We start from the raw sequence: 24,011 nt of genomic DNA, 5'->3' as shown, positions 1-24,011 counted from the left end.
TCCGCACCAGGGGTGCACCGCGCCAGGTGACCTGGTGCCCGGCCCTATCTACCACCAGTTACCCCCTGGTCGCCGGACGTTCCGGGGGGCGCTCGGCCGGCTCGCCGGCCGACCCGCCCGACTCCGTCGGTGGAGCGGGGAACATCGCCCGCAGTTGGGCGAGGTCCGCACAGATCACCACCGGCCCGACACCCTCCAGCCGCTGCACCACCCGCTGCCGGACGGTGGCATCGGAGCTGACGCAGACCAGGATCGGAAATTCTGTACCGGACACGACGCCTCCCCCCAGGGCACCCCGGACCTGCGACTCCCACCGATCGCCAGTGACGGTCACCGATGGCACCCGGATTCAGCCTAACGGTCAGGATCGCGCCTCGTCACTGACCGAGTACTGACCGACGCGTTCCATTGATCACCGCCGGTCGGGGCAAGAGCATGACTCTCAGCGGGCGGAGGCACCACCACCGGCCACCCACATCGCCCCGGCCGCTCCGCGCCGCCGCGTCGCGGCGCGCGGGTGTGCGGGCCCGAACGGATCGGGACCGACGACGTGGGGAGGACCATTGTTCACACGACCATCCACCCGGTCGCCACGCTGGCGGGCAGTGGCGGTGCTGACCGCCGCCGTGCTGGGCGTCACCGGTCAGCCGGCGCTCGCCGCGCCGGCCCAACCGACGGCACCGCACCGGGCCGCCGTCGACCCGGCGCTGCTCGACCAGCTCGGCACCACGTCGACCGCACCGTTCCTGGTCTATCTGGCCGACACCGCGCCGTTGGCGCAGGCCGCCCGGTTGCGTGACCCCGACGCCCGGGCGGGCGAGGTGCACCGCCTGCTCACCACCACGGCCAGCCGTACCCAACGCGACCTGCGGACGCTGCTCGACGAGCGCAAGGTGCCGCACACCGCGTACTGGATCGCCAACGCGGTGCGGGTCGAGGGCGACAAGGCGCTGCTCGACGAGATCGCCCGCCGACCCGAGGTGGCCCGGATCGAGCCGAGCCGCAGCTACCCCCTGATCCGGCCCACCGAGACCGAGACCACTCGGGCGCGCACCGCCGCGGTCGAATGGGGCCTCACCAACATCGGCGCACCTCGGGTGTGGGACGAGTTCGGTACCCGCGGCGAGGGCGTCGTGGTGGCGAACATCGACAGTGGCGTGCGCTACGACCACGCCGCCCTCGTCGCCTCCTACCGGGGCAACCTCGGCGGTGGCAGCTTCGAGCACGCGTACAACTGGTTCGACCCGGCCGGCGTGTGCACCGGCACCGCGCCCTGCGACAACAACGACCACGGCACGCACACCATGGGCACCATGGTCGGCGACGACGGTGCGGGCAACCAGATCGGCGTCGCCCCCGGTGCGAAGTGGATCGCCGCCAAGGGCTGCGAGTCGAACAACTGCTCCGACGCCTCGCTGCTGGCCGCCGGCCAGTGGGTGCTCGCCCCCACCGACGCCAACGGCCAGAACCCCCGGCCGGACCTGCGGCCCGACATCGTGAACAACTCCTGGGGCGGCGACGGGGGCGACCCCTGGTACCAGCAGACAGTCGCCGCCTGGCGGGCCGCCGGCATGTTCCCGGTCTTCTCCTCCGGCAACGACGGACCGGCCTGTGGCAGCGCCGGCTCACCCGGCGACTACACCAACGCGTACGCCGTCGGCGCGTACGACGTGAACAACGTGATCGCCGGGTTCTCCGGGCGCGGCTCCGGCACCGACCCGCTGAAGCCGAACATCGCCGCGCCCGGCAGCAACGTCCGCTCCAGCGTCCGCAACGGCGGATACGCCTCGTTCAACGGCACGTCGATGGCCGCGCCGCACGTCTCCGGGACGGTGGCACTGCTCTGGGCGGCGGCACCGGGCCTGCGCGGGGACCTCGCCGCGACCGAGGAGCTGCTGGACGGTACGGCCCGCGACGTCGACGCCACCACCTGCGGCGGCACCCCGGCGGACAACAACGTCTTCGGTGAGGGGCGGCTCGACGCGTACGCGGCGGTGCGGGACGCACCGCGTGGAGCGGTGGGCCGGGTCACCGGGGTGGTCACCGACTCGGGCGACGACGACCCGCTGGCCGGCGCGACGGTGACCGACGGCACCCGCAGCACCACCACCGGCTCCGACGGCCGGTACACGCTCACTGTCCCGGCCGGCGAGATCACCCTCTCGGTGAGCGCCTTCGGTTACGCCAGCCAGTCGGCGACCGTCACGGTGCCCGACGGCGGCACCGTCGACCGGGACTTCGCCCTGCTGGCCACCCCGGCGGTCACGGTGAGCGGAAAGGTCACCGACGGTTCCGGGCACGGCTGGCCGTTGTACGCCAGGATCGAGGTGGCGGGCCGGCCCGGCGACCCGGTCTTCACCGACCCGGTGACCGGCCGCTACTCCGTCACCCTGCCCGGCAACACCGGGTACCGGCTGACCGTGACCGCCCACTATCCGGGCTACCGCGTCGTCACCCGCGAGGTGGCCGTGGGCGACGACGCCACCACGGTCAACGTGGCGGTACCCGTGGACGCCGCGTGCACCGCCGCCGGCTACACGGCACAGTTCGGCACGGCGCTGCTCACCGAGAGCTTCGACTCGACGAGCGCACCGCCCGGCTGGCGGGTGGAGAACCGCACCGCCTCCGGTGGCTGGGTCTTCGACGATCCCCGCTCCCGGGGCAACCTCACCGGCGGCACCGGCGGCTTCGCCATCATCGACAGCGACGCCCTCGGTTCCGGCAACACCCAGGACACCGACCTGATCGCACCGCCGATCGACCTGTCCACGACCGCCGCACCGGTGCTGCGGTTCCGCAGCGACTGGCGCGCCGTCGGCATCAGCGACACCGCCGACATCGACGTCTCCACCGACGGCGGACAGACCTGGACCAACGTCTGGCACCAGACCGCCAGCCGCCGTGGTCCCCGGGTCGAGGAGGTACCGCTCGACCCGGCCGCGAACGCCGCGTCCGCACTTGTCCGCTTCCGCTTCAAGGGCACCTTCGCCTGGTGGTGGCAGGTCGACGACGTGTCGGTGGTCAACCGGGAGTGCTCGCCCGTACCCGGTGGGCTGGTGGTCGGCACCACCACCGACCGCAACACCGGTGACCCGCTCAACGGCGTGACGGTGACCAGCGACCACCGGCCCGAGGACCGGGCGGTCTCGGCGGCCACGCCGCAGGATCCGGCCGAGCCGGACGGCTTCTACTGGCTGTTCTCCGGGCTCACCGGCACCCATCCGTTCACCGCCGAGCGCACCCCGTACGCACCGGTCACCAAGCAGGTGGCGGTCACCGCCGACCGGGTGAAACGGGCAAACTTCGCCCTCGCCGCCGGCCGGCTGACGGTCAGCCCGACATCGATCGAGTCACATCAGCCGTACGGCAGCACCCGCACCACCCGGGTGACGGTCAGCAACACCGGCACCGCCCCGGCCAGCGTGGACCTGCTGGAACGCGCCGGCCAGTTCGACCTGCTCCGGCGCGACGGCGCACCGCTGCGGGAGCAGAAGGTGAAGGGGATCAGCAAGGCGCGCACCGGCACCGCGTACGGCGGGGCGGCACCGCCGGCCGCGGTCGCCGAGGACGAGGCGTGGACCGAGATCGCCAAGCTCCCGGCGGCGATCTTCGACAACGCCGCCGCCTGGCTGGAGGGGAAGATCTACTCGGTCGGCGGTGGCGGTGGCACCGGCACCGAGCGCAAGGCATGGGTGTACGACCCAGGCACCGGCGCCTGGACCGGGCTGCCCGACCTGCCGACGGTGCGCTCCAAGCCCGCCGCGGTGGCGGTCGGCGGCAAGCTCTACGTGATCGGCGGTTGGGGCGCGGACGACGCCACCGTGGCCACGGTCGACGTCTTCGACCCGGCCGCCGGGACGTGGAGCACCCTGCCGGGAGTCACCAACCCGGCACCGGTCGCGGCGGCCGGCTCGGCCGTGATCGGCGGGAAGGTGTACCTGGTGGGCGGCTGCGCCGACGCCACCTGCACCGACAGCGACGGGCTCGTGGTGTTCGACCCGGTGGCTGGCTCGTTCAGCACCGGTGCCGCCTACCCGCACCCGGTGTCGTGGCTGGCCTGCGGCGGTATCGGCGCCTCGGTCTACTGCGCCGGTGGTACGGGCAGCACCGAGTACACCGACGCCTACCGGTACGACCCCGCCGCCGACAGCTGGAGTCCGTTGCCGGAGCTGCCGCTGGAGCTGTGGGGTTCGCAGTACGCGGCCGCCGGCGGGCTGCTGGTGCTGGCCGGCGGGGTGACCGACGGCTCGACGGCGGTCACCAACCGCACCGTCGGCTTCGACCCGGTCGCCGGGGCCTGGCGGGACCTGCCCAACGTCCGGTTCAGCCGGTACCGCGGGGCCGCCGCCTGCGGCGCGTACAAGATCGGTGGTTCGCCCACCTCCTTCGTGGGCAGCGCGGACAGTGAGCGGCTCGGTGGTCTGGAACTCTGCGCGGCCGAGGCGGACCTGCCCTGGCTGGACACGTCCCCGACCACGTTCACCCTCGCGCCGGGCCAGTCGAGGACGGTGACCGTCACCCTCACCGCCACCGAGGCGGCGGGCGTCGCCCAACCCGGCCGGTACGCGGGCGAGGTCGCCATCGCCTCGGACAGCCCCTACCCGGTGACTCCGGTGGCGGTGGAGATGAACGTGTCGCCGCCGGCCAGCTGGGGCAAGATCCGGGGCACCGTCACCGGAACCACCTGCGGCGGAGTCACGGTCGGCATCCCGGCGACGGTACGGGTGAATCTGATCTCGGCCGGTACCGGGACGACCCTCACGGCCGGCGCCGACGGCCGCTACGCCTGGTGGCTGCCGAAGGGCCGCTACGAGGTGATCGTGGCCAAGGACGGCTGGGTGCCGCAGGTGCAGCGCCACCGCGTCGAGGCGGGCATCGTCGGCACGCTCGACTTCGCCCTGGAACCCGCCTCCACCTGCACCAGAGCCACCGGCATCTGACCCGACCAACACGGCGGGGCCCCGGCCCGTGAGGGCCGGCGCCCCGCTCCCGACCCCCGCCATCACCCCTGGCAACGCCTCGCCCGGAAGTCCCGGCAGTTTCAGGGGTACTGCTGCATCCGGCGGTCGTGGGGGGGGGGGCCCACGCCGCGCGGGGGCGCGCCCCCCCCCCGGCGGCGGGGCCGCCGGGGGGGGGGCCCCCCGCCGCGCCGCCCCCCCCGCGGGGGGGGGGGGCGGGCGGGGGCGGGCGCGACCGCGGGGAGCCCCCCGCCCCCACCCTCGGGCCCACCCCCCGGCCTCCGAGTGCGAGAACCGCATATAGCTGGGCGCGCGCGGCCCTGGGGTGGCGCCGGCCCCCACCAAGATCAGAACCAGAGCATCGCCGCGGGACATCGTTGTCGAGTGTGGAGCGGTAGCAGTCCCGGTCATGCTCAAGTCGTTGAGAGCCAACGCGTGTACGGCCGCCGCAGGCGCCCTTGTCCTGTTTTTCGCGTCCGCGCCCGCTCACGCCGCCGAGCCGGCCATGATCACTCTGGTCGATGTCGCGCCGGACGGATCGCCCGGCAACGGCGGGGTCGGTGGCTCGGACATCTCCGCTGACGGCCGGTATGTCGCCTTCGCCTCGACCTCGGACAACCTCGTTCCCGGTGACGTCAACGACAAGACGGACATCTTCGTCCGGGACACTCAGACCGGCGTCACCACGCTGGTCAGCGGTGGCCCGGACGGGGAGCCGGCCAACGACTGGGCCGAGTACACCGCGGTGATCTCCGGGAACGGCCGGTACGTGGCATTCACCTCGTCCGCGTCGAACCTCGTGCCCGACGACACCAACAACGATCGAGACGTGTTCGTGCACGACCGACAGACCGGCGAGACCACCCGGGCCAGCGTGTTCGCTGGCGGCAGGGAGATCCGGGGCATCAGCAGCGGTGCCACGATCTCCGACAACGGCCGCTACGTTGCCTTTGTCGTGACCGCATTCGCCGGAATGGACGACCAGGGGGTTCCGCTCTCCGGCCAGGCCGCGTTCGTCCGCGACATGCAGACCGGCAGGACCACCCGGGTCAGCCGGCAAGCCGATGGCGGCACAAACCTCTCGGTGTTCCAGGCCGCCATCTCGGGCGACGGGAAGCGGGTGGTGTTCAGCGGCTCCGGCGACTGGATCGGCGACGGCGGGACCCACACCGGCATCTTCGTCCACGACCGCTCGTCCGGTGCCACGGTCCGGGCCAACGTGCCGACCACCGGAGACACGCTCCCCGACGGGACGAACCCGAGCATCAGCAGGGACGGCACCAAGGTGACCTGGGAATCGTACGATCCGTACGTACCGGCCGACACCAACGGCACCGGCGACGTCTATGTCCGCGACCTGATCGCCGACACCACCACCCTGGCCACCGCCAACCGCCGGGGCACCGGCGCGGGCAACAGCTACAGCAGCTGGGGGCGGATCGCGGCCGGTGGCCGTTACGTGACGTACTACTCGTCGGCCTCGGACCTCGTCGCCCGCGATGTCAACGGCAACGGCAGTGACGTCTTCGTGCGAGACCTGCACACCGGCAGGACGACCGCGGTCAGCACCACCAGCAACGGCACCACCGGCAACAACGAGAGCTTCTTCGGAGCCCCCTCGGGTAACGGCAGCCGTATCGTCTTCATGTCCAACGCCACGGACCTGGGCGTCGACCCGGGCGATGGTCGCCAACACCTCTACCTGCGCTGCATGCGCACCTGCTGACCGGCAAAGGTCCGGCCGATTTCCTGAGCTCAGTGAGAGGCGTGAACGTGCCGACGTTCACCGCCGGGCTGTCACTGGCCGCCAGCAGGTACCACGAGGCGGTTCGGCCGCGCTGCACGGAACAGGATCATCCTGAGCAGCGGTTGATCGTCGACCACGGTTCACTCCGGCGTCATGCTGGTCCCGGTAGCGTGGCGATCGTTGATCGTGGAATGGGAGGGTGTCGATGGGTGCGAGCCGAACGGTCTGCCCCGGGGTGACAGCGGCGCTGCTCGCCGCGACGACGGCGGTCGTGGTGGCGTCACCGGCCAGCGCGGGTAGGGGCCAACCGAGCACGCTGCGCGTGGCGACCTTCAACGCCTCGCTGAACCGGGGCGTCGCCGGCGGGCTGGTCGCCGACCTGTCCGGGCGGGACAACGCGCAGGCCGCCAACGTCGCCGAGGTGATCCAGCGGGTACGCCCCGACGTGCTGCTGATCAACGAGTTCGACCACGACCCGTCCGGGCAGGCGCTTACGCTGTTCCAGGACAACTACCTGTCGGTACCGCGCAACGGCACCCGGGCGATCCGCTACCCGTACCGCTACGCGGCACCGTCGAACACCGGGGTGCCCTCCGGACACGACCTCAACAACGACGGGACCGTCGGCGGGCCCGACGACGCCTACGGCTTCGGGCTCTTCCCCGGCCAGTACGGCATGGCGGTCTACTCGGCGTACCCGATCGACCTGGCCCGGGTGCGTACCTTCCAGACGTTCCGCTGGCGGGACATGCCCGGTGCGCTGCTGCCCGACGACCCGAACACCCCCGAGCCGGCCGACTGGTACTCGCCCGCCGAGCTGGCGGACGTGCGGCTGTCCTCCAAGAGCCACTGGGATCTGCCGGTCCGGCTGCCCGGTCGTACCGTGCACCTGCTGGCCAGCCACCCCACGCCGCCGGTCTTCGACGGGCCGGAGGACCGCAACGGCCGGCGCAACCACGACGAGATCCGCTTCTGGGCCGACTACGTCTCGCCGCGGCGGGCCGGCTACATCTACGACGACGCCGGGCGGCGTGGCGGGCTGCGGCCGGGTGCGGCCTTCGTGATCGCCGGGGATCTGAACTCCGACCCGTACGACGGTGACAGCCTGCCCGGCGCGGCGCGGCAACTGCTCGACCATCCCCGGGTCAACGACCGGGTGGTGCCGGCCAGCGCGGGCGGCGCGGCGGCGGCCCAGCGACAGGGCGGAGCCAACCTCGACCACCGGGGGGCGCCGCGGTTCGACACCGCCGACTTCGCCGACACCAGCCCCGGCAACCTGCGGGTCGACTACCTGCTGCCGAGTCGGGGGCTGCCGGTCCGGTCCACCGGGATCTTCTGGCCGGTGCCGGGTGACCCGCTGTTCCGGCTGGTCGGCGACTACGATCCGGCGTTGCCGGGCGGCTTCCCCACCTCCGACCACCGGCTGGTCTGGCTCGACCTGCGGCGGTAGCTCCGTCCGGCATAGCGAACAAGGTCATGCGTCGGGCGGGGCTGGCCGCCTCGCCCGACGTCCCGGTACGTCACGAACGCTCGAACATCTGCCCGATGCGGATCCGGTTGCCGAACGGGTCGCGGATGCCGAAGTCGATGCCGTACGGCCGCTCCATCGGCTCGTCGGTGATGTCGACCCCCTTGGCGACCAGCTCCTCGTACGTCTTGTGGGCGTCGTCGGTGGTCATGAAGAGGAAGCCACCCGCGGCGCCCTTGGTGAGCAGTTCGCGGACCTGCTCGGCGGTGGCCGGGTCGAGATTCGGCGGGCCCGGCTTCTCCAGCAGGATCTCCCGCTGCCGGTCGCCGGGGATGTTCACCGTGAGCCAGCGCATGAAGCCGAGGTCCTGATCCGTGTTCAGCTCCAGGCCGAGCTTGCCGATGTAGAAGTCGAGCGCCTCGTCCTGGTCGAGGACGTAGATCTGGGAGCGGCTGATCGCGTTCATCGTCATGCCCGAAACGCTAGTGCAACGCCGTGACCTGCTGCTTATCCAAAACTGCTCGGTCTGGTCCACGCCTTCGTGAAGCAACTCGGCACCGGCGCGACGGGCGCCGTCCGCCGCTTGCGGTAGTCGGTGGGCGACTCACCGACAATTTGCCGGAAGGTACGGCTGAACGTGCCGAGACTGCCGAACCCGACCGCCGCGCACACCTGCGTCACGTCCTGGTCGCTGTGCAGCAGCAGGTACATGGCCCGCTCCACCCGACGCCGTTGCAGATAGCGGTGCGGCGTCTCACCGAAGGTGGCCCGGAAGGTGCGGATGAAGTGCGCCTCGGAGACGTGCGCGATCCGCGCCAGGGTGGGGATGTCCAGCGGTTGGGCGTACGCCCGGTCCATGGCGTCCCGGGCGCGCAGCATCGCCCGGTTCGTCTCCTCGACCGCCCTGCTCACCCGCCACCTCCCCCGACCACCGTGCCACCATCGGGCGCTTCCGTTCATCTTCCCATCGCTCGATCATGTGCAGGTCGGAGGCTTCGGCGAGCAGGCGTACGCCGTCGCCGCCGTGCAGCCGATGAGCGCAGCCCGACGCCGGGTGAAGCTCCCCGCCGAACAGCATGAATTCTCTAGTTGACGCTTGATAAAGCAGATGCTTGAGTAAGTGCCATGGCAACCACCATCGAGGATCAGCGGCTGGACGCGGTGTTCACCGCCCTCAGCGACCGCACCAGGCGCGACATCGTCGCCCGGCTCAGCGCGGGCGAGGCGACCGTCAAGGAGCTGGCGGAGCGTTACGAGATGAGCATGCAGGCCGTGTCACAGCACATCGGAGTCCTTGAGCGATCCGGTCTGGTCAGCCGAGGCCGGCACCGGCAGACCCGACCGTGCCGGCTCGAACCGGCGGCTCTGGCGGTGGCCGTCTCGTGGATCGAGCAGAGCCGACGCACCTGGACGGCCCGGATGGACCGGCTGGAGACGCACCTCGCCCACGTGCAGCGGAGTGAGAACCCGTGAAGGACGAGTTCGTCCACCGGCGGGTGCTGCGGGCACCACGTGAGCTGGTGTGGCGCTGTCTCACCGAGCCCAGCGAACTCGCGCGGTTCTGGGGCCCGCGGGGCATGGACACGCCCGTCGACGGCATCGTCGTCGAGCTTTGGCCGGGTGGCCGCTTCGAGACCCTGATGATCGGCACATCCGGCAGCCACCACCGGATGGTCGCCACGTTCACCGAGGTCGTACCGCCCGAGCGGCTGGCCTGGATCGAGCCGGCCAGCGGGATGCACACCACCAGCACGCTCGATGACCTCGGCGACGGCACCACATCCGTCGTCATACATCAACGGCGCGTGCCCGAGGCGATGCGCCGGCCCGAGGCGCGAGCCGGCTTCCTCACCTCCCTCGACAAGTTGGAGAACCACCTCGCGCACCTCATGCAGGGAGACCGACAGTGACCGATCCGCAGTCCTGGGTGGCACCGACCTACGAGCGGCTCGCCGAGCTTCTAGCGGCCGCACCTGTCGCGGTGTGGGACGCACCCTCGCTGTGCGAGAAATGGCTGGTACGCCAGGTGATCGCCCATGTGACGATGCCGGTGCGGCTGACCCCTGAGCAGTTCGGCGCCGAGCTGGCGGCGGCGGGCGGCGACTTCACGGTGCTCTCCGACAGCGTGGCGACGCGGGACGCCGCGCTGCCACTCGTCGACCTTCTCGGTCAGCTTCGATCGCCAGCGCTGCACGCGTGGCAGCCGCCGGGCGGTGGCGCGGCAGGTGCGCTGAGCCACGCCGTCATCCACTCGCTGGATGTGACGATCGCGCTCGACCGGCCGACCGTCGCGCCACGGGAGGCGGTGACCACCGTCCTCGACCACCTCACCGCCACCAACGGCACCCTGTTCGGGGTGGACGTGGCAGGTGTCCGGCTCGAAGCCACGGACATCGCCTGGAGCACGGGAGAAGGACGGCTTGTCCGTGCCGACAGCGGCGCGCTTGTGGCACTTCTGAGCGGTCGCGCGCTGCCCGACGGCCACACCCTCCCCCGCAGGTGACCGCGGCGGCCATCCGGGGTCGCCTGCCGGTTCAACCGTGCAGGAGCATAAGGCGTTGCCGTAGGTGTTCCCGCTCGGCGGGATCGTGGGTGAGGTCGATCGCGCTGGCGTAGGCGGCAGCCGCCTCTCCGCGCTGGCCGAGCCGTTCGAGCAGGTGGGCGCGGGCGGCCCGGGCCGGTTGGAACCGTCGGGCGCGGTCGCTCACACCACGCAGCAGCCGGTCGAGCCGGGCCAGCCCGGCCGCCGGGCCCTCGACCTCGGCGGTGGCGACGGCGTAGGCGACCGCGCCGCCGAGCGACGGCGCGACCGCATGCAGGGCGCGGTGCAGATCCAACAGCGCCGGCCAGTCGGTGGCGCCGGTCTCGCGGCGGGCGCAGTGCACGGCCTGGACGGCGGCCTCAAGTTGGAAGCGGCCGACCTGCCCGCGCGCGTGTGCGGCGCGCAGGTGCTCGTGCGCCCGATGGATCAGGCGGTCGTCCCAGTGCGACGGTTCCTGCTCAACCAGCGGCACGAACCGTCCGTGGCCGTCGAGGCGAGCGCCCAGACGCGCGGACGAGAGCTGGACGAGGGCGGCGAGCCCGTGTGCCTCCGGGTCGTCGGGCACCAGCGTCGTCAGCACCTCGGCCAGGTGCAGGGCCTCACTGGGTACCTGCCGGGACTCCGGGCCGGTCGTCGTCCAGTCGATGACGTACGCCCCGTAGACCGCCTCCAGCACCGCCGTCATCCGCCCCGGCAGATCACCGCGGTCAGGGAGGCGGAACGGGATCCGGGCGGCCTTGATGCGCCGCTTCGCCCGCACCAGGCGGGTCGCCATCGTCGACGTCGGCACCGAGAAGGCCCGGCCGACCTGGGCGGCCGTGAAGCCGAGCACCGTGTTGAGCATGAGCGGGGTGTGCACGGCCCGCTCGATCGCCGGGTGCGCGCACACGAGCATCAGCTCCAGCCGCCGGTCCGGGATGGCGTCGAGGTCGAGGGCGTCGAGATGTACGGGGGCGTCCCGCTCGACGTCGAGCGCAACGGTGCGCTGCCAGCCCGCCGACCGCCACAGGTCCCGGAGCCGGTTGCGCGCCACGGTCAGCAGCCATCCGTCAGGAGTCTCCGGCACGCCCTGGTCGGGCCAGGTACGCAGGGCTCGCTCGAAGGCGTCGGCCAGGGCGTCCTCGGCGGCGGCGAGGTCGCCGGTCGACGCGGACAACAGGGCGAGCAGCCGCCCGTAACTGTCGCGGGCCGCGACAGTCGCGGCTGCCCGCCCATCGTCGCTGACGGTCAACTCGTCCATACCCCGTCGACGAACGCCGTCGCGCTCGGACGTACCTCCACCACACCCCACTGCGCGGCCGGGCACTTCTCCGCCCAGCCGATCGCGGCGTCGAGGTCCGGTACGTCGAGGACGAACACCCCGGCCAGCGCCTCCTTGGTCTCCGCGAACGGGCCGTCCTGCACCCGCAGGCCACCGTCCCTACGGGTGACGGTCGTCGTCGCCGCGGTCGGCTGCAACACGTCGGCCGACAGCAGCACGCCGGCCGAACGCAGCGCCTGACCGTAGGCGTCGAAGGCCGCCTTCGCCTCGGCGACGATCTCGTCGCTCAACTCACCCTCGACCGGCTCACCGTAGTGAATCAGCAGCGCGTAACGCATGGTCGTCTCCTTCGCTCCCAGTGTGGGCCATGGTGCCCGCACCGAGATGACGAACGACGACCACCCGAATCGCCAATTCGCGGCAGCGGGAACCGGATCAACCGCTGCTCACCGCGGCCGGTCGACGCCCGGCGGGGCGGCTACAGGGCGGGGCGGATCAGGAAGCTGGCCGTCGAGGGTCCGGCACCACCACCGATCGGGGAGATCCGCAGCTGCTGGTGGGGGTGGTGGCTCAGGTACCGATCCGGGAAGTTGTGCGACCGCAGCGACGTGTGTCGGCCGCCGATGCCGGTGACCGGGCAGAACGTGGCGTCGGCGCGGAACAGGGCGCTGCCGTCGGCGCGGTGCAGGAACACCCGGAATCCGGAGTGTCGTAGGTAGTGGCCGGGGAAGTTGACCGACTCGAAGGAGACACAGCCGGCACCGGCGAGTCCGGGACGGACGGTGAACGCGGCGTCGGCTCTCGTGCCGGCGCTGCTCGCGGCGTCCACCGGATCGACTCGGGCCTGAAAATTGGCGTGCCGTACCCGGTGACCGGGCGAGCCGGCGGCTTCCAGACCGATCCGGGCGCCGGGAACCAGCGCCGGTTCGGCAGGCGGTGCGGGGGTGCTCGGGGCCGGTGGTGGGTTCTTGGCCGGGGTGGCCGGTGGGCGGCCGGGACCGGTCGAGCCGGCGTCGTCCGCGTCGCTGCCGTCGGCGCGCGGGTTGAGGCGGGGACGGACGACAGGGTCGGTGGACGGCTCCGGCGAGGCCGCCCCACCGTTTTGCGCGTCGGAGCCGGTGCCGTCCGTGCCGGGTGGCCCGTCGTCGGCGGCGTCGGTCGCGGCACCGTCGGGACGGGGCATCCCGGCGACGAACTCGCTGCGGATCGGCTCCTGGGGCGTCGCGTCGCGCAGCGCCATCACCCCGACGACCGCGGTGACGACGACGAGGGCGGCGCCGCCCAACAACTGGGTACGCCGTGGGGCGGCCCGGCCCGCGCTCTCATCCCGCCTGCCCGTGGCGGCGGATGGCGTCTCGTCGTGGTGGCGGTGCTCGGAGGCGGGTTTCCCGGTCCCCGGGTGATCGCCGACGGCCCGGCCCGGGTCGGCGGGCGCACCTGGGTGGTGGCGGGTCGACGACGCACCCGAACCCGGCGTGACCGTCCCGGAAAGCCAGCCACCTATGCGTAGGGGTGACCGGCCGTTACCGTGCTGGGACATGCTTCTCTCCTGCTGGTTCGGCGCACACGCCTGACCCGGGCATGATCAAAGGGCCGCAGCGGACACACTCTCACCTTCGCCGGATTGATGCCAGTACCCGGGCCGGCACCCGGCAGGGTGATCAGTTCAGCCCGGCGGCCAGCAGAGAGTGCGGCGGCTTGTGGAGTGAACCGCCGCACCCGTTGTCGTCGGTCACCTGGCGAACAGCGCCCCGAGATCCTTGTACGCCTGGTCAAAGTGGGCCAACGCCGCCTCGATGTTGGGCTCCGGATCAGGGTCGCCGAGTGCCTTCTGCATCAGCGCGAGCCCGGCGGCCAGGTTCTCGCCGCTCGCCACGAGCATCGGCTGCGGATCCGGGTCACCGTGGAACTTCTCGTTCTTCAGATCCGCCCAGCCGACCTGGCCGAGCTTGACCTCCGAACCGCTGAGCAGCTTCGCCGCCGACCAGAAACTCTCCGTCGCCAGGTCACGCAGTTGCTCGGCCTTCACCGGGTCCACCGCCTGGGCCGACTCCCCCAGGAACGACAGTCCTCGACCCAGCCGGTCCAGATACTCGAATCGCTTCGCCGGATCGACTCTGTCCCACAGGTCGAACACCGGCGGGCAGCTCAGGCACTCGACCGGCCCGATCGGCGTCGGCTTGAACTCGGGCAGCAGGATCGTGTGACAGTCGAAGATGGGCCGACCGCCGAACTCGCCGACCTTGAAGCAGATCGTCACCGGCCGGCCGCCGGCGCTGGCCGGAGTGGCCGGCACCAGTAGCGTCGTGATGACGGCCAGTGCCATCGCGAGCAGTGCACGCCGAACAGGACTCATGGGCAGACCTCCTGTGACAAGTGTCGATGCCTGTCATTCTGGCCGGCCGCGGAATCCCGGCGTAGGCAAGAATCTCTTCCCCGACACTGCGCGGGCCGGAGCAGCTGGACCGCCCGGCGAGCCCGGTGGACGGACGGTGCGGCGTCGCGACCTGACCGGAGACCCGGCATGACGCCGGGCATCCGGGTCAGGGGATCGGCCGGACCTGGGTGGCACCTCGCCAGCAACCGGTCCGCGCCACGGGCGAGGCCCACCCCTGGCCGGAAAGCCGCACCTGCCCCCAGACGCAGGTCCGTGTGCTGGTCAGCAGGTTGCCGAAGGTGGAGATGCCGGCGTAGTCCATCGCGAAGTCGGCCTGCCGGCCAGCATCGTCACCGTCGACGACGGTGAGCTGGATCCGGGCGGGCCGAGGCACCTCGACCGCTGCCGGCACCGGCACGAATCGCGGCCAGCTCGCGCCGCAGGACGGCGCATAGCGCAACTCGACCGTGCCGATCACCCTCTCGTCGAGCAGCACGGCGGCACTGTCCAAGGTGGTCACCTCGGCATCGGCGGCGCACCCGGCGTCCTTCGGATCGGCACCGTCGCGGACCTCCACGGTGCCCGGCACCGGCTGCGGCGGCCCGGCCGGCGACGCCGGCGGTGCCGTCGCTGCCGGCCCGGCACCCGGCCGGAATCCCCCGGTGAGCCAGGGCAGGGTCGCGAACCCCGCCACCATCACCGCCGCCAGGGCCAGAGCACCGGTGGTACGCCGACTGGGACGCTCCCGTACGCCAGCACCCGCCCCCGCCTCCGGCGGCCCGTCATCGCCCGGAGGCACCGCAGCTGTGACAGCGGGCGGATCGTCGGCCGGCGGACCCGCCGCCCCACCGGTCGTCGCGCCGGCGGCCATCCGCCAACGTTCGGTCCACTGCGCCTCGTCGCCACCGAGCGCACGCACGTACGCCAGGGTGGTGTCCAACGTCGGCAGCTTCCGCCCACCAGCGGCCTCGGACAACGAGCTGGCCGAACGGTGCGCCCTACGGGCCAGGGCCTCGTAGGTGGGTCTTCCACCCGCGTCCCGCAGCCTGCGTAGCTCGGCGGCGAACGCCTGAAGCGGATCGGCGGTGGGGTCCAGGGGGCGTTCCGCCCGGGCCATGGGCCGCTCCTCGAATTGATTGACCACAACCGGGATTCATTGTCCGACGCGACACAGCGTAGAGATCAGTGTCGACGGACGGTAGAGATGAGGAACCGAATCCCGGGGCCGCCACAGCTCATCAAAGGTCAGGAGACACAATGGTCCGGAACGCCCGCCGGTTGGCCGCCGCTGCCGCAGGGGCCCTCATCACGGCCAGCCTCCTGGTCGCGACGCCCGCCAGCGCCGCCACCTGTAGCGGTCACGGCTGCGACGGGACCGACCCGATCGACACGGGCTGCTCCGCCAACGCCCGCAACGCCACGACCCATCCGAAGTACATCACGCAGGGCTCGACCACCCTCGCCGTGGTGGAGCTGCGCTGGAGTGAAGCCTGCAAGACCAACTGGGGTCGGATCTCCAACCGGGTCAGCCCGAACAACACCGTTCGGGTCCACGTCTACCGGTCGAACCCGCACGCCACCACCGACTGGTACGGCGGCACCGGCCAGCAGTACTACGGCGACCAGCTCTACGGCCACAACATGACCGTCTGCGCGATCGGCAAGGTGATCACCGCCTCCGGCACGGTGCTGACGAGCGATCCGCTCTGCGCCTGACACCCGCCGGGCCGGTCCTGCGGTGCGAGCAGGACCGGCAGGTACCGCCATCGGGCCGGCGCGTCATGGGACCACGCGCCGGCCCGGTGGTGTTGGACCCGGGCCGAGGTCCTTGCCCTGCCGAGGACGTCGTTGAGGCGCCGTCACCTACAGGTCGTTGACGCAGCGCAGCACCGGGCGGGTGGTGAGCGCGGTCGGATCGAGAGGGGCTGTCGATCGCACGGTGAAGGTCGCCGACTCGCCGGGGAGCAGGGTGACAAGCGCCGCGTCGACCTCGGCGGACGGGTCGAGACGGTCCGGGTACAGCGTCACGTCGCGCAGGATCGTGCGGGCGGTGACCCGTACCCGCTGGCCGTCGTCGGTCGGTTCCACTGTCGCGTCGAAGGCCGCCGCCGGCCACCGGACGTCACGGTCCTCGGCGAAGAACCACCAGGCCCGTGCGGTCGGGTCACCGGCGTCGGCGACGAGCAGTTCGTCGGCGGCGTCCTCGGGCCGCGCCAGCTCGTCCGGCAGCGCCAGGGTCACCGCCGAGTACGCGGGCACGTCCAGTTCCAGCGTGGTCTTCGCCTTCGGCTCGCCGGCCAGGGTGAGCCGGGTGACCGTGGCCGACGCCCGCCACGGCAGCCCGGCGTCGTTGACCGCGACCAGGGCCAGGCCACCGTCACGGGGCTGCACGGTGAGCAGCCGGTCGGCGTAGGAGCGGCGTAGTGCGTACCAGAGTGGCTTGCGGCGGCCGTCGCCGTCGACGGCGGCCCAGGAGGTGACCGGCCAGCAGTCGTTGAGCTGCCAGAGGATGGTGCCCGTGCAGCGGCCCCGGTGGGAGCGGAAGTGTTCCACCCCCAGGGCGATGGCCCGGGCCTGGTTGAGCTGGGTCAGCCAGTGCCAGTCGTCGAAGTCGCGCGGCTCGGGCAGGTGCGCGGCCAGCCCTCGGCGCAGCTTGTGGTCCCCGTCGGCGGCCTTCTGGTGGTGCGCCATGCCAGGCGAGTCGGGCGCGAGGGGCTCGTCGGAGAGGGCGCGGCGCAGCGTCGCGTACGCGGGTGGTCCCTGGTAGCCGAACTCGGCGACGAACCGGGGCAGGTACCGCCGGTACTTGACGTAGTCGTCGGTGTTCCACACGTCCCAGATGTGCGTGGTCCCGTACGCCGGGTCGTTGGGGTGGATCTCCTCGCTGCCCGACCAGGGGCTGCCCGGCCAGTACGGTCGGGTCGGGTCCAGGGTGCCGACGACGCGGGGCAGCAGGTCCAGGTAGTAGCCGCGCCCCCAGCTGCGCCCGGCCAGCGGTGCCTGCCAGTCCCAGTCGTGCCAGCCCCAGATGTTCTCGTTGTTGCCGGTCCACAGCACCAGCGAGGGATGCGGCGCGAGGCGGGTCACCTGTTCGGTGGCCTCGGCGGCCACCTCGGTTTCGAACGGCTCCTCCTCCGGGTACGCGGCGCAGGCGAAGAGGAAGTCCTGCTGTACCAGCAGTCCGCGCTCGTCGGCCAGGTCGTAGAAGTCCTCCGACTCGTACCGGCCGCCGCCCCAGACGCGCAGCAGGTTGACGTTCGCGGCTTCGGCCTGGTCGAAGCGGTGGGCCAGGCGGGCGCGGGTGACCCGGGTGGGAAAGACGTCGTCGGGGATCCAGTTGACGCCCCGGACGAAGACCGGCACCTCGTTGACGTACAGCGTGAACGGGGCACCGTGCTCGTCGGGGGTGGTGTCCAGGCGGATCGACCGGAAGCCGATCCGGTGGCGCCACTCGTCGAGCGGGCCGCCGTCGGCGTCGTGCAGGGTGACCGTCAGCTCGTGCCGGTGCGGTGCGCCGTGGCCCCGGGGCCACCAGAGTTGCGGCCGGTGGACGGTGAAGGCCAGCACCGCGGACCGTTGCCCCGCCGGGATGCTCACCTCGACGTGTTGACCCGCCACCCGCGCCCGTACGGTGAGCGGCCGGTCGACGACCCGTTCCACGTCGACGTGCACCTCCACCCGGCCGGCGTCGCCGTCGACGGTGACCAGTGGACGTACCACCGCCAACCGGGCGACCGACCAGCCGTGCAGGGCGATCTCCTGCCAGATGCCGGCGGTGACCAGGGTCGGTCCCCAGTCCCAACCGAAGTTGCAGGCCATCTTGCGGATGAACTGGAACGGCTCCGGGTACGCGTTGGGCCGGTCACCGAGCCGGTCCCGCTGCGCCTCGGCGTACCGGTAGGCGGAGCCGAAGCGTACGGCCAGGTGGTTGTCCTCGGCGCGGAGCAGCGACGTGACGTCGAAGCGGTGGCCCCGGTGCATGTTCTCGGTGTGGCCCACCTCGACGCCGTTGAGCGTGATCGTGGCGACCGTGTCCAGGCCGGCGCAGACCAGGTCGAGGCGGGCGGGTTCGTCGGGCGGCCGCGCGAAGGTGGTCTCGTACACCCAGTCGGTGCGGCCGATCCAGGCCAGCGCGGTCTCGTTGTCGTCGAGGTACGGATCGGGGATCAGCCCGGCCGCCAGCAGGTCGGTGTGCACACAGCCCGGCACGGTGGCCGGCACCGTCACCCCGTCGACCTCGGGCGGCACCCGCTGGCCGGGCACCGCCCGCACGGTCCACCCGTCATGCAGCGCCAGCCGGATCTGTCCGGTCCCCCGCGCGTCACTCACGATTTCACCGCGCCTTCCATGATTCCCCGGACGATCTGCCGACCGCCGACGACAAGCATGATCAACAATGGGATGGTGGCCACCGCGGTGTAGACCGTCTCATGACCCCATCCTCCGACACCGTTGGAACGCTCCAGATATCGAGGAATGTTGACTGAACCGGATAAGTTAACTCACCGTACGAGGGTGTTGTCGGCCTGTCAACGACGGGTCAACATCGAGCACCACCGTTAACCTTCAGCCTGGTCGTCTATCTGAGATCGCCTATCAGAGCAGGCATTACCGGCGATGGAGCGGAGTTCCAAGTACCGGAAGGAGCGACCAACGGCGAGCCGACCCGTAGACTGAACCGCACAAGTTCGCATGCCGGCCGATGACGGACCGCCCCGTACCGTCCGGCGGGTCCGGCGGGCGGGTAGCGTGTGCCCTGCCGCCCGCGCCATCGACGCGGCCGGCGGGACGAACTGGTTCAGGAGGCGTACGCCGGTGAAGCGGCCCACGATCGCGGACGTCGCCCGGCGGGCGGGGGTCTCCAAGGGCGCTGTCTCGTACGCGCTGAACGGCCAGCCGGGCGTCTCCGAGGCGACCCGGCAACGAATCCTCGCCATCGCCACCGAGATCGGGTTCAGCCCGAGCAGCGCCGCCCGCGCCCTGTCCGGCGCGACCGCCCGCGCCATCGGCCTGATCCTCGCCCGACCGGCGCGAACCCTCGGCATCGAGCCGTTCTTCATGGAGCTGATCAGCGGCGTCGAGGCGGAACTGTCCGCCCGGTCGTACGCGCTGACCCTGCAGGTGGTGGCCGACCAGAACGCCGAGATCGCGGTGTACCGGCGCTGGTGGGGCGAGCGGCGGGTCGACGGCGTGCTGATCTGCGACCTGCGGACCGACGACGGGCGGGTGCCGGTGCTTGAGGAGCTGGGTCTGCCGGCCGTGGTGATCGGCGGTCCGACCGGCACCGGCGGGCTGCCGAGCGTCTGGTCGGACGACGCGGCGGCACTCGTGGAGACGGTGGAGTACCTCTACGCCCTCGGTCACCGGCGGATCGCCCGGGTCGGCGGCCTGCCCGAGCTGCAGCACACCGCGATCCGTACCCAGGCGTTCACCGAGGTGTGCCGGCGGCTCGGTCTCGCCGAGGCGGTCACCGCCTCCTCCGACTACACCGGCGAGGAGGGCGCCCGAGCCACCCGGCGGCTGCTCAGTTCCCGGGTCCGCCCGACCGCGATGATCTACGACAACGACGTGATGGCGATCGCCGGGCTGTCGGTCGCCCAGGAGATGGGTCTCGCGGTTCCCGCCGATCTGTCCATCGTGGCGTGGGACGACTCCCCGCTGTGTCGGCTGGTGCATCCACCACTCACCGCGTTGAGTCGGGACATCCCGGCCTACGGGGCACACGCGGCACGCCAGCTGATGCAGCTGATCGAGGGATCCCCGACGGGCGGGCTGGAGGACGAGGCCCCGCAGCTGACTCCACGCGGCAGCACCGGCCCCGCCCCCGGAAACAGGTGAGACGGCGGAGCGGCCGCACCGGTCAACACGACGTCGAGGGGAACTCCTCGAAGTACGCCTCGACCCGCTCGGCGGTCGCCGGCCGGGCCAGCTCGAACCCCTGGCCGTACCGGCAGCCGGCCCGATGCGCCCCCTCGACCTGGTGGGCCGACTCCAGTTCCTCGGCCACCACCTCAAGACCCAGCCGCTCGGCCACCGTGACCACCACGTCCAACAGGGGCCGGTGCGGGTCAGCGCCGGCCGTGGCCACCTCCGGCCCGACCTTGAGCAGGTCGATCGGTAGTCGCCGGAGTTGGGCGAGGGAGGCGTGCTCGGCCCGGAAGTCGTCAAGCGCGGTGCGGATGCCCATCGAGCGCAGCCCGGCGAGCCGGGCCACCACCGTCGGCAACTCGGCGGCCACCTTCGGCTCGGCGACCTCGACCACCAGTTGGTCCGGCCCCACTCCGTACGCCTCCAGCACCGCCGCCGTCCGGGGTACGAAGTCCGGCGAGGTGAGTTCCCGGGTGGTCACGTTCACCGCCATCCACATCCGCCGGCCGCCCACCGTCCAGTCGGCCAACTGTCGACAGGCCCGGTCCAGCACCCAGGTGCCCAGCTCGCCCACGATGTCGAGATCCTCGGCCACCGGTAGCAGTTCCGCTGGAAAAACAGTGCCCAGCATCGGGTTGCGCCACCGCAACAACGCCTCGGTGCCGACCGGAGCCCGGTCGGCCAGGCCGAGCACCGGCTGGTAGACCAGATCCAACTCGCCCCGGGCGACCGCCCCGGGCAGCTCCCGCTCCAGGTCGAGCCGGCGGACCAGCTGCTCCTCCAGGTAGGCGTCGTACCACTCGACCCGGTCCCGGCCGAGCTGGGCCGCGCGCCGACGGGCCAGGTCCGCCTGGCGGAACAGATCCTCCGGCTGCCCGCTGCCCAACTCGGTCAGCCCGATGCTGGGTCGCGACCGCAGCACCGCCCCGGAAACCTCGTAGGGGCGGCTCAGCGCGGTGAGCAGCCGGGTGCCGAGCGCGTACGCGAGGACCGGTCCGGACCCGCTGACCACCGCGATTCCCGTACCGGTCAGGTCGAACACCTCGCCGTCGTGGGCGACCACGGCTCGGGCCCGGCGGACGGCCTCGGCGGCGACGTCGTCGCGCACCAGCCGACCGGGCAGTTCGGTGAGGTGCAGGTCGACCACGAGCAGGGCGCCGCAGCCCGGTTCGGGGCGGCCCGCCAGCGCCCGCAGCAGGCCGGCGCGGCCTGCCACGCCATCGGGGCCGGCGGGTGCCGGTGCCGGCATCGGGTCGGGAACGGCGGCCGACTCGTCCGTCGACGTCGCGGCCGCGGTATTGACCAGTTGGCGCACCACGAGCGGCGGAACCACAGCGAGCGCGAGCAGCACCGCCGTGCGGTCGGGCAGCAGACCAGCCTGCAACTGGTGGACAACGGCGAACGCCACCGCGACCGGTGGGAGCACCGCCCGTGGCCAGACCAGTGCGGCCCGCCGGGCGGGCACGGGCTGCGCCACCTGCCGGACTCCGGCGGCGACCAGCAGCACGCCGACCACGAGTGGCGGCACGGCCAGCAGCGCCACCCGCCCGCCGGCCGGACCGGCCGGCAACCCGGCCAGCAGCACCAGGGCGAACAGGGTCAGCGCGGAGCCACCACGACACCGGGCGGTACCGCTGTCACGGCCGGCCCCGGTCAGGACGGCCAACGCGTCGACGGCGAGGAGACCCAGGGCCACCGCGACCGCCAGGCGCATCGGGGCGGGCACAGCGGCGTACGGCAGCAGCAGCCAGGCGGTGAGGACCAGGCAGACACCGGGTGCGGCCTGGTCGAGCAGCCGGTGCAGCCGACCCCGCACCGACCGACGCGACCGGTACAGGCTGCACAGACCACCGCCGAGCAGCGCGGTGGTGCCGGCGAGCCCGGCCGCGGCGGCGGCCGGGCGGTATCCGGCGGAGGCCAGCGGCAACACCGCCGCGGTCAGGCCGGCGGCCACCACCGCGGCATGCAGCAGGGCGGCGGCCCGCCGGGGACGCGCGGCCCGGCGGCGGGCCAGCCGGCCGGCCGGTGGTCCGGCCGGCGCATCGGGGCCGATGGTCAGCCGGGACAGCCGAACGCCGGCCAGCGTGGACGCGGCCGCGCCGGCCAGCGCCACCACGGCGAGGGCGGGCACCGGACCGGCCACACCGAGGGCGATCAGTACAGCGACGACCGCGAGCACGCAGGCCTCCGGCAGGATCGACCGGGCACTGGCACACGACGGAGCGCTACGGAAAACAGACGCGACGGGCACGGCGGTCGCCTTCGTGAGGGGGCACGGGGGCGGTGCGCGGACGACGGACATGGTCCACCGCCCACCCCCGGAGAACGAGTCGTTCGGCGGGAAGTGACGGCCTGTCGACAGTGAGTCAGGTCACGACAACCGACTGTCGAGATGGATCCGCGACGGTGTCGCCGGATGGCGCGACGCTCCCGACCGACGGCCCACCGCCGGCCGTCCCACCCGAGGTGGGATCATCTGGTCATGCCGCGCACCGACACCGCACGCTTCCGGCACAACCAGGCCATCCTGGTCGGGGCGATCGTCGCCACCATCGGCGCCGTGCCGCTGGCCAGTTCCCGTCCCTACCTGCTGCCGGTGCTGCTGGTGCCGCTGGCGGTGGCGGTCTGGGCCTGGCGGGCCGGAACCGACGCCGACGTGCGGGGGCTACGGCTACGGGCGCTCGCCGGGGAGCGCCGGATCTCGTGGGACCAGGTGGTCGAGCTGGCGGCCGACCCCCGTGGACGGGCGGTGGCCCAGCTCGACGACGGCCGATGGTTCGTCCTCCCGGCCGTGCGCAGTGCGGACCTGCCGAGGCTGGTGGCGGCGGCCGGACGCGACGTCGCCGAAGCGGATCAGTAGCCGTCCACCACGACGTTGCGAGGTGGCTCACCGGCCACGAACCGTCGGATCTGCTGGCCGACCAGCCGGTACGCCCGGGGCAGCAGACCCCGTACCGAGCCGGCCACGTGCGGAGTGATCAGCACGTTCGGCATCTCCCAGAGCGGATGGTCGGCGGGTAGCGGCTCCGGGTCGGTCACGTCCAGCGCGGCGGAGATCCGTCCGGTGGCCAGCTCGGCGACGAGGGCGTCGGTCCGGGCCACCGGTCCCCGGGCCGCGTTGACCAGCAGGGCGCCGTCCCGCATCGCCGCGAGGAACGTCTCGTCGACCAGCCCCCGGGTCTGCTCGGTCAGCGGCACCAGCAGCACCACGACGTCGGCCCGCGGCAGCAGTCGCGGCAACTCGTCGACCCCGTGCACCCCCTGCTCGGGCCGAGCGCTGCGGGCCACCAGCAGGAACTCCACCTCGAACGGCGTCAGCCGCGCCCGCAACGCGGTGCCGATCGATCCCGAGCCGACGATCAGCACCCGTTTGCCGGCCAGCTCGTCGGTGGGGGCCACCTCGTCGTACGCCCACCGCCGCCGGGCCTGCGCGCGGGCCATCGCCGGGAAGGCGCGCAGCTGGGCGAGGATCGCGGCGACCACCCACTCGGCGGTGGACGGGTCGTGCACCCCACGGGCGTCGCAGAGCGTGACACCGTCGGGCACCCGACCCGCCCAGGCGTCGGCACCGGCCGAGAGCAGTTGCACCACCGCCAGGTCGGGCAGCTCGCGCAGCAGGGCCACGGCCTCCTCGCCGGCCAGGAAGGGCGGTACCCAGAACCGGACGCCGGCCCTCGGCGACGGCAGCTTCGCCGGATCCTCCATCGTCTCGACGACGACCCCCGGCGGCAGCTCGCCGAGCAGGGCGTGACCGGCCTCGTGCGGGATCCAAACCTTCACCTCGCCGACG

Annotated in this window: 20 protein-coding genes and 1 pseudogene; 9 read left to right on the top strand and 12 right to left on the bottom strand. The window is 72.3% G+C overall.

Going from position 1 to position 24,011, the window contains the following annotated elements; genetic code table 11:
- Nucleotides 1-58: 58 nt before the first annotated feature.
- Entirely contained in the window at nt 59-274 is a 216-nt protein-coding gene (locus V5O40_RS19810) for a hypothetical protein (protein ID WP_332906857.1), read from the bottom strand.
- Between the two features lie 289 nt (nt 275-563).
- Between V5O40_RS19810 and V5O40_RS19805 the strand changes: the two genes are divergently transcribed.
- The 3 genes from V5O40_RS19805 (at nt 564) to V5O40_RS19795 (ending at nt 8,155) form a co-directional block, all read left to right on the top strand.
- Nucleotides 564-4,940: a S8 family serine peptidase gene (locus tag V5O40_RS19805; RefSeq protein WP_408631910.1), complete on the top strand. Its 4,377-nt coding sequence runs from the start codon at nt 564-566 to the stop codon at nt 4,938-4,940.
- Between the two features lie 523 nt (nt 4,941-5,463).
- Nucleotides 5,464-6,684 carry a TolB family protein gene (locus V5O40_RS19800; protein WP_332906855.1) on the top strand — a complete coding sequence of 407 codons (1,221 nt, stop codon included), beginning with the start codon at nt 5,464-5,466 and terminating at the stop codon, nt 6,682-6,684.
- Between the two features lie 226 nt (nt 6,685-6,910).
- Nucleotides 6,911-8,155, top strand: coding sequence for an endonuclease/exonuclease/phosphatase family protein (locus V5O40_RS19795; RefSeq protein WP_332906854.1), 1,245 nt, complete (start codon nt 6,911-6,913; stop codon nt 8,153-8,155).
- Between the two features lie 70 nt (nt 8,156-8,225).
- Here the strand turns inward: V5O40_RS19795 and V5O40_RS19790 are convergent, their stop codons facing one another.
- Nucleotides 8,226-8,645, bottom strand: a complete 420-nt coding sequence (locus V5O40_RS19790; protein ID WP_332906853.1) for a VOC family protein — start codon at nt 8,643-8,645, stop codon at nt 8,226-8,228.
- A gap of 35 nt (nt 8,646-8,680) precedes the next feature.
- Nucleotides 8,681-9,085: an AraC family transcriptional regulator gene (locus V5O40_RS19785; RefSeq protein WP_332906852.1), complete on the bottom strand. Its 405-nt coding sequence runs from the start codon at nt 9,083-9,085 to the stop codon at nt 8,681-8,683.
- A gap of 213 nt (nt 9,086-9,298) precedes the next feature.
- Here V5O40_RS19785 and V5O40_RS19780 point away from each other — a divergent pair, with 213 nt between their 5' ends.
- The 3 genes from V5O40_RS19780 to V5O40_RS19770 are packed head-to-tail and all read left to right on the top strand — an operon-like array spanning nt 9,299 to nt 10,676.
- Nucleotides 9,299-9,646, top strand: coding sequence for an ArsR/SmtB family transcription factor (locus tag V5O40_RS19780; RefSeq protein WP_332906851.1), 348 nt, complete (start codon nt 9,299-9,301; stop codon nt 9,644-9,646).
- Nucleotides 9,643-10,083 (top strand): SRPBCC family protein, encoded by a 441-nt coding sequence (locus tag V5O40_RS19775; RefSeq protein ID WP_332906850.1) that lies wholly within the window; start codon nt 9,643-9,645, stop codon nt 10,081-10,083. Before V5O40_RS19780 ends, V5O40_RS19775 begins: the two co-directional genes overlap by 4 nt.
- The gene (locus V5O40_RS19770; protein ID WP_332906849.1) at nt 10,080-10,676 is read left to right on the top strand and encodes a maleylpyruvate isomerase family mycothiol-dependent enzyme; all 597 of its coding nucleotides are present in this window, start codon (nt 10,080-10,082) and stop codon (nt 10,674-10,676) included. The genes V5O40_RS19775 and V5O40_RS19770 overlap by 4 nt, the downstream gene beginning before the upstream one ends.
- 31 nt (nt 10,677-10,707) lie before the next feature.
- Here the strand turns inward: V5O40_RS19770 and V5O40_RS19765 are convergent, their stop codons facing one another.
- The 5 genes from V5O40_RS19765 to V5O40_RS19745 form a co-directional block, all read right to left on the bottom strand.
- Nucleotides 10,708-11,955: an RNA polymerase sigma factor gene (locus V5O40_RS19765; RefSeq protein WP_332906848.1), complete on the bottom strand. Its 1,248-nt coding sequence runs from the start codon at nt 11,953-11,955 to the stop codon at nt 10,708-10,710.
- Nucleotides 11,943-12,314 carry a YciI family protein gene (locus V5O40_RS19760; protein WP_332906847.1) on the bottom strand — a complete coding sequence of 124 codons (372 nt, stop codon included), beginning with the start codon at nt 12,312-12,314 and terminating at the stop codon, nt 11,943-11,945. Before V5O40_RS19760 ends, V5O40_RS19765 begins: the two co-directional genes overlap by 13 nt.
- A 140-nt stretch (nt 12,315-12,454) precedes the next feature.
- Nucleotides 12,455-13,516 (bottom strand): AbfB domain-containing protein, encoded by a 1,062-nt coding sequence (locus tag V5O40_RS19755; RefSeq protein WP_332906846.1) that lies wholly within the window; start codon nt 13,514-13,516, stop codon nt 12,455-12,457.
- A gap of 192 nt (nt 13,517-13,708) precedes the next feature.
- Nucleotides 13,709-14,332: a hypothetical protein gene (locus V5O40_RS19750; protein ID WP_332906845.1), complete on the bottom strand. Its 624-nt coding sequence runs from the start codon at nt 14,330-14,332 to the stop codon at nt 13,709-13,711.
- A gap of 187 nt (nt 14,333-14,519) precedes the next feature.
- Nucleotides 14,520-15,470 carry a helix-turn-helix domain-containing protein gene (locus V5O40_RS19745; protein ID WP_332906844.1) on the bottom strand — a complete coding sequence of 317 codons (951 nt, stop codon included), beginning with the start codon at nt 15,468-15,470 and terminating at the stop codon, nt 14,520-14,522.
- Nucleotides 15,471-15,610: 140 nt separating this feature from the next.
- Here V5O40_RS19745 and V5O40_RS19740 point away from each other — a divergent pair, with 140 nt between their 5' ends.
- On the top strand, nt 15,611-16,069 hold the full coding sequence (locus V5O40_RS19740; protein WP_332906843.1) for a DUF2690 domain-containing protein: 459 nt from the start codon (nt 15,611-15,613) through the stop codon (nt 16,067-16,069).
- A gap of 147 nt (nt 16,070-16,216) precedes the next feature.
- Here the strand turns inward: V5O40_RS19740 and V5O40_RS19735 are convergent, their stop codons facing one another.
- Nucleotides 16,217-18,682, bottom strand: a complete 2,466-nt coding sequence (locus V5O40_RS19735; protein WP_332906842.1) for a glycoside hydrolase family 2 protein — start codon at nt 18,680-18,682, stop codon at nt 16,217-16,219.
- Nucleotides 18,679-18,771: pseudogene (locus V5O40_RS19730) on the bottom strand (carbohydrate ABC transporter permease); the annotation flags it as partial. The gene V5O40_RS19735 and the pseudogene V5O40_RS19730, both read right to left, overlap by 4 nt.
- A 397-nt stretch (nt 18,772-19,168) precedes the next feature.
- On the opposite strand from V5O40_RS19730, the gene V5O40_RS19725 reads away from it, so the two are divergent.
- Nucleotides 19,169-20,191, top strand: coding sequence for a LacI family DNA-binding transcriptional regulator (locus V5O40_RS19725; protein ID WP_332906841.1), 1,023 nt, complete (start codon nt 19,169-19,171; stop codon nt 20,189-20,191).
- 22 nt (nt 20,192-20,213) lie between these two features.
- On the opposite strand, the gene V5O40_RS19720 is transcribed toward V5O40_RS19725, so the two are convergent.
- A complete protein-coding gene (locus V5O40_RS19720; RefSeq protein ID WP_332906840.1) occupies nt 20,214-22,400 on the bottom strand; it encodes a bifunctional diguanylate cyclase/phosphodiesterase in 2,187 nt (728 codons plus the stop codon).
- A 303-nt stretch (nt 22,401-22,703) separates the two neighbouring features.
- Between V5O40_RS19720 and V5O40_RS19715 the strand changes: the two genes are divergently transcribed.
- Nucleotides 22,704-23,081: a PH domain-containing protein gene (locus V5O40_RS19715; RefSeq protein WP_332906839.1), complete on the top strand. Its 378-nt coding sequence runs from the start codon at nt 22,704-22,706 to the stop codon at nt 23,079-23,081.
- On the opposite strand, the gene V5O40_RS19710 is transcribed toward V5O40_RS19715, so the two are convergent.
- Nucleotides 23,075-24,001, bottom strand: coding sequence for a 2-hydroxyacid dehydrogenase (locus tag V5O40_RS19710; protein ID WP_332906838.1), 927 nt, complete (start codon nt 23,999-24,001; stop codon nt 23,075-23,077). The two genes, V5O40_RS19715 and V5O40_RS19710, sit on opposite strands and share 7 nt — an antisense overlap.
- Between the last annotated feature and the right edge of the window lie 10 nt (nt 24,002-24,011).

This window comes from Micromonospora palythoicola (assembly GCF_036689795.1).
Classification (GTDB): Bacteria; Actinomycetota; Actinomycetes; order Mycobacteriales; family Micromonosporaceae; genus Micromonospora; species Micromonospora palythoicola.
The sequence above is the reverse complement of the archived record's forward strand: the minus strand, read 5'-3'. Positions and strand labels throughout refer to the sequence as shown.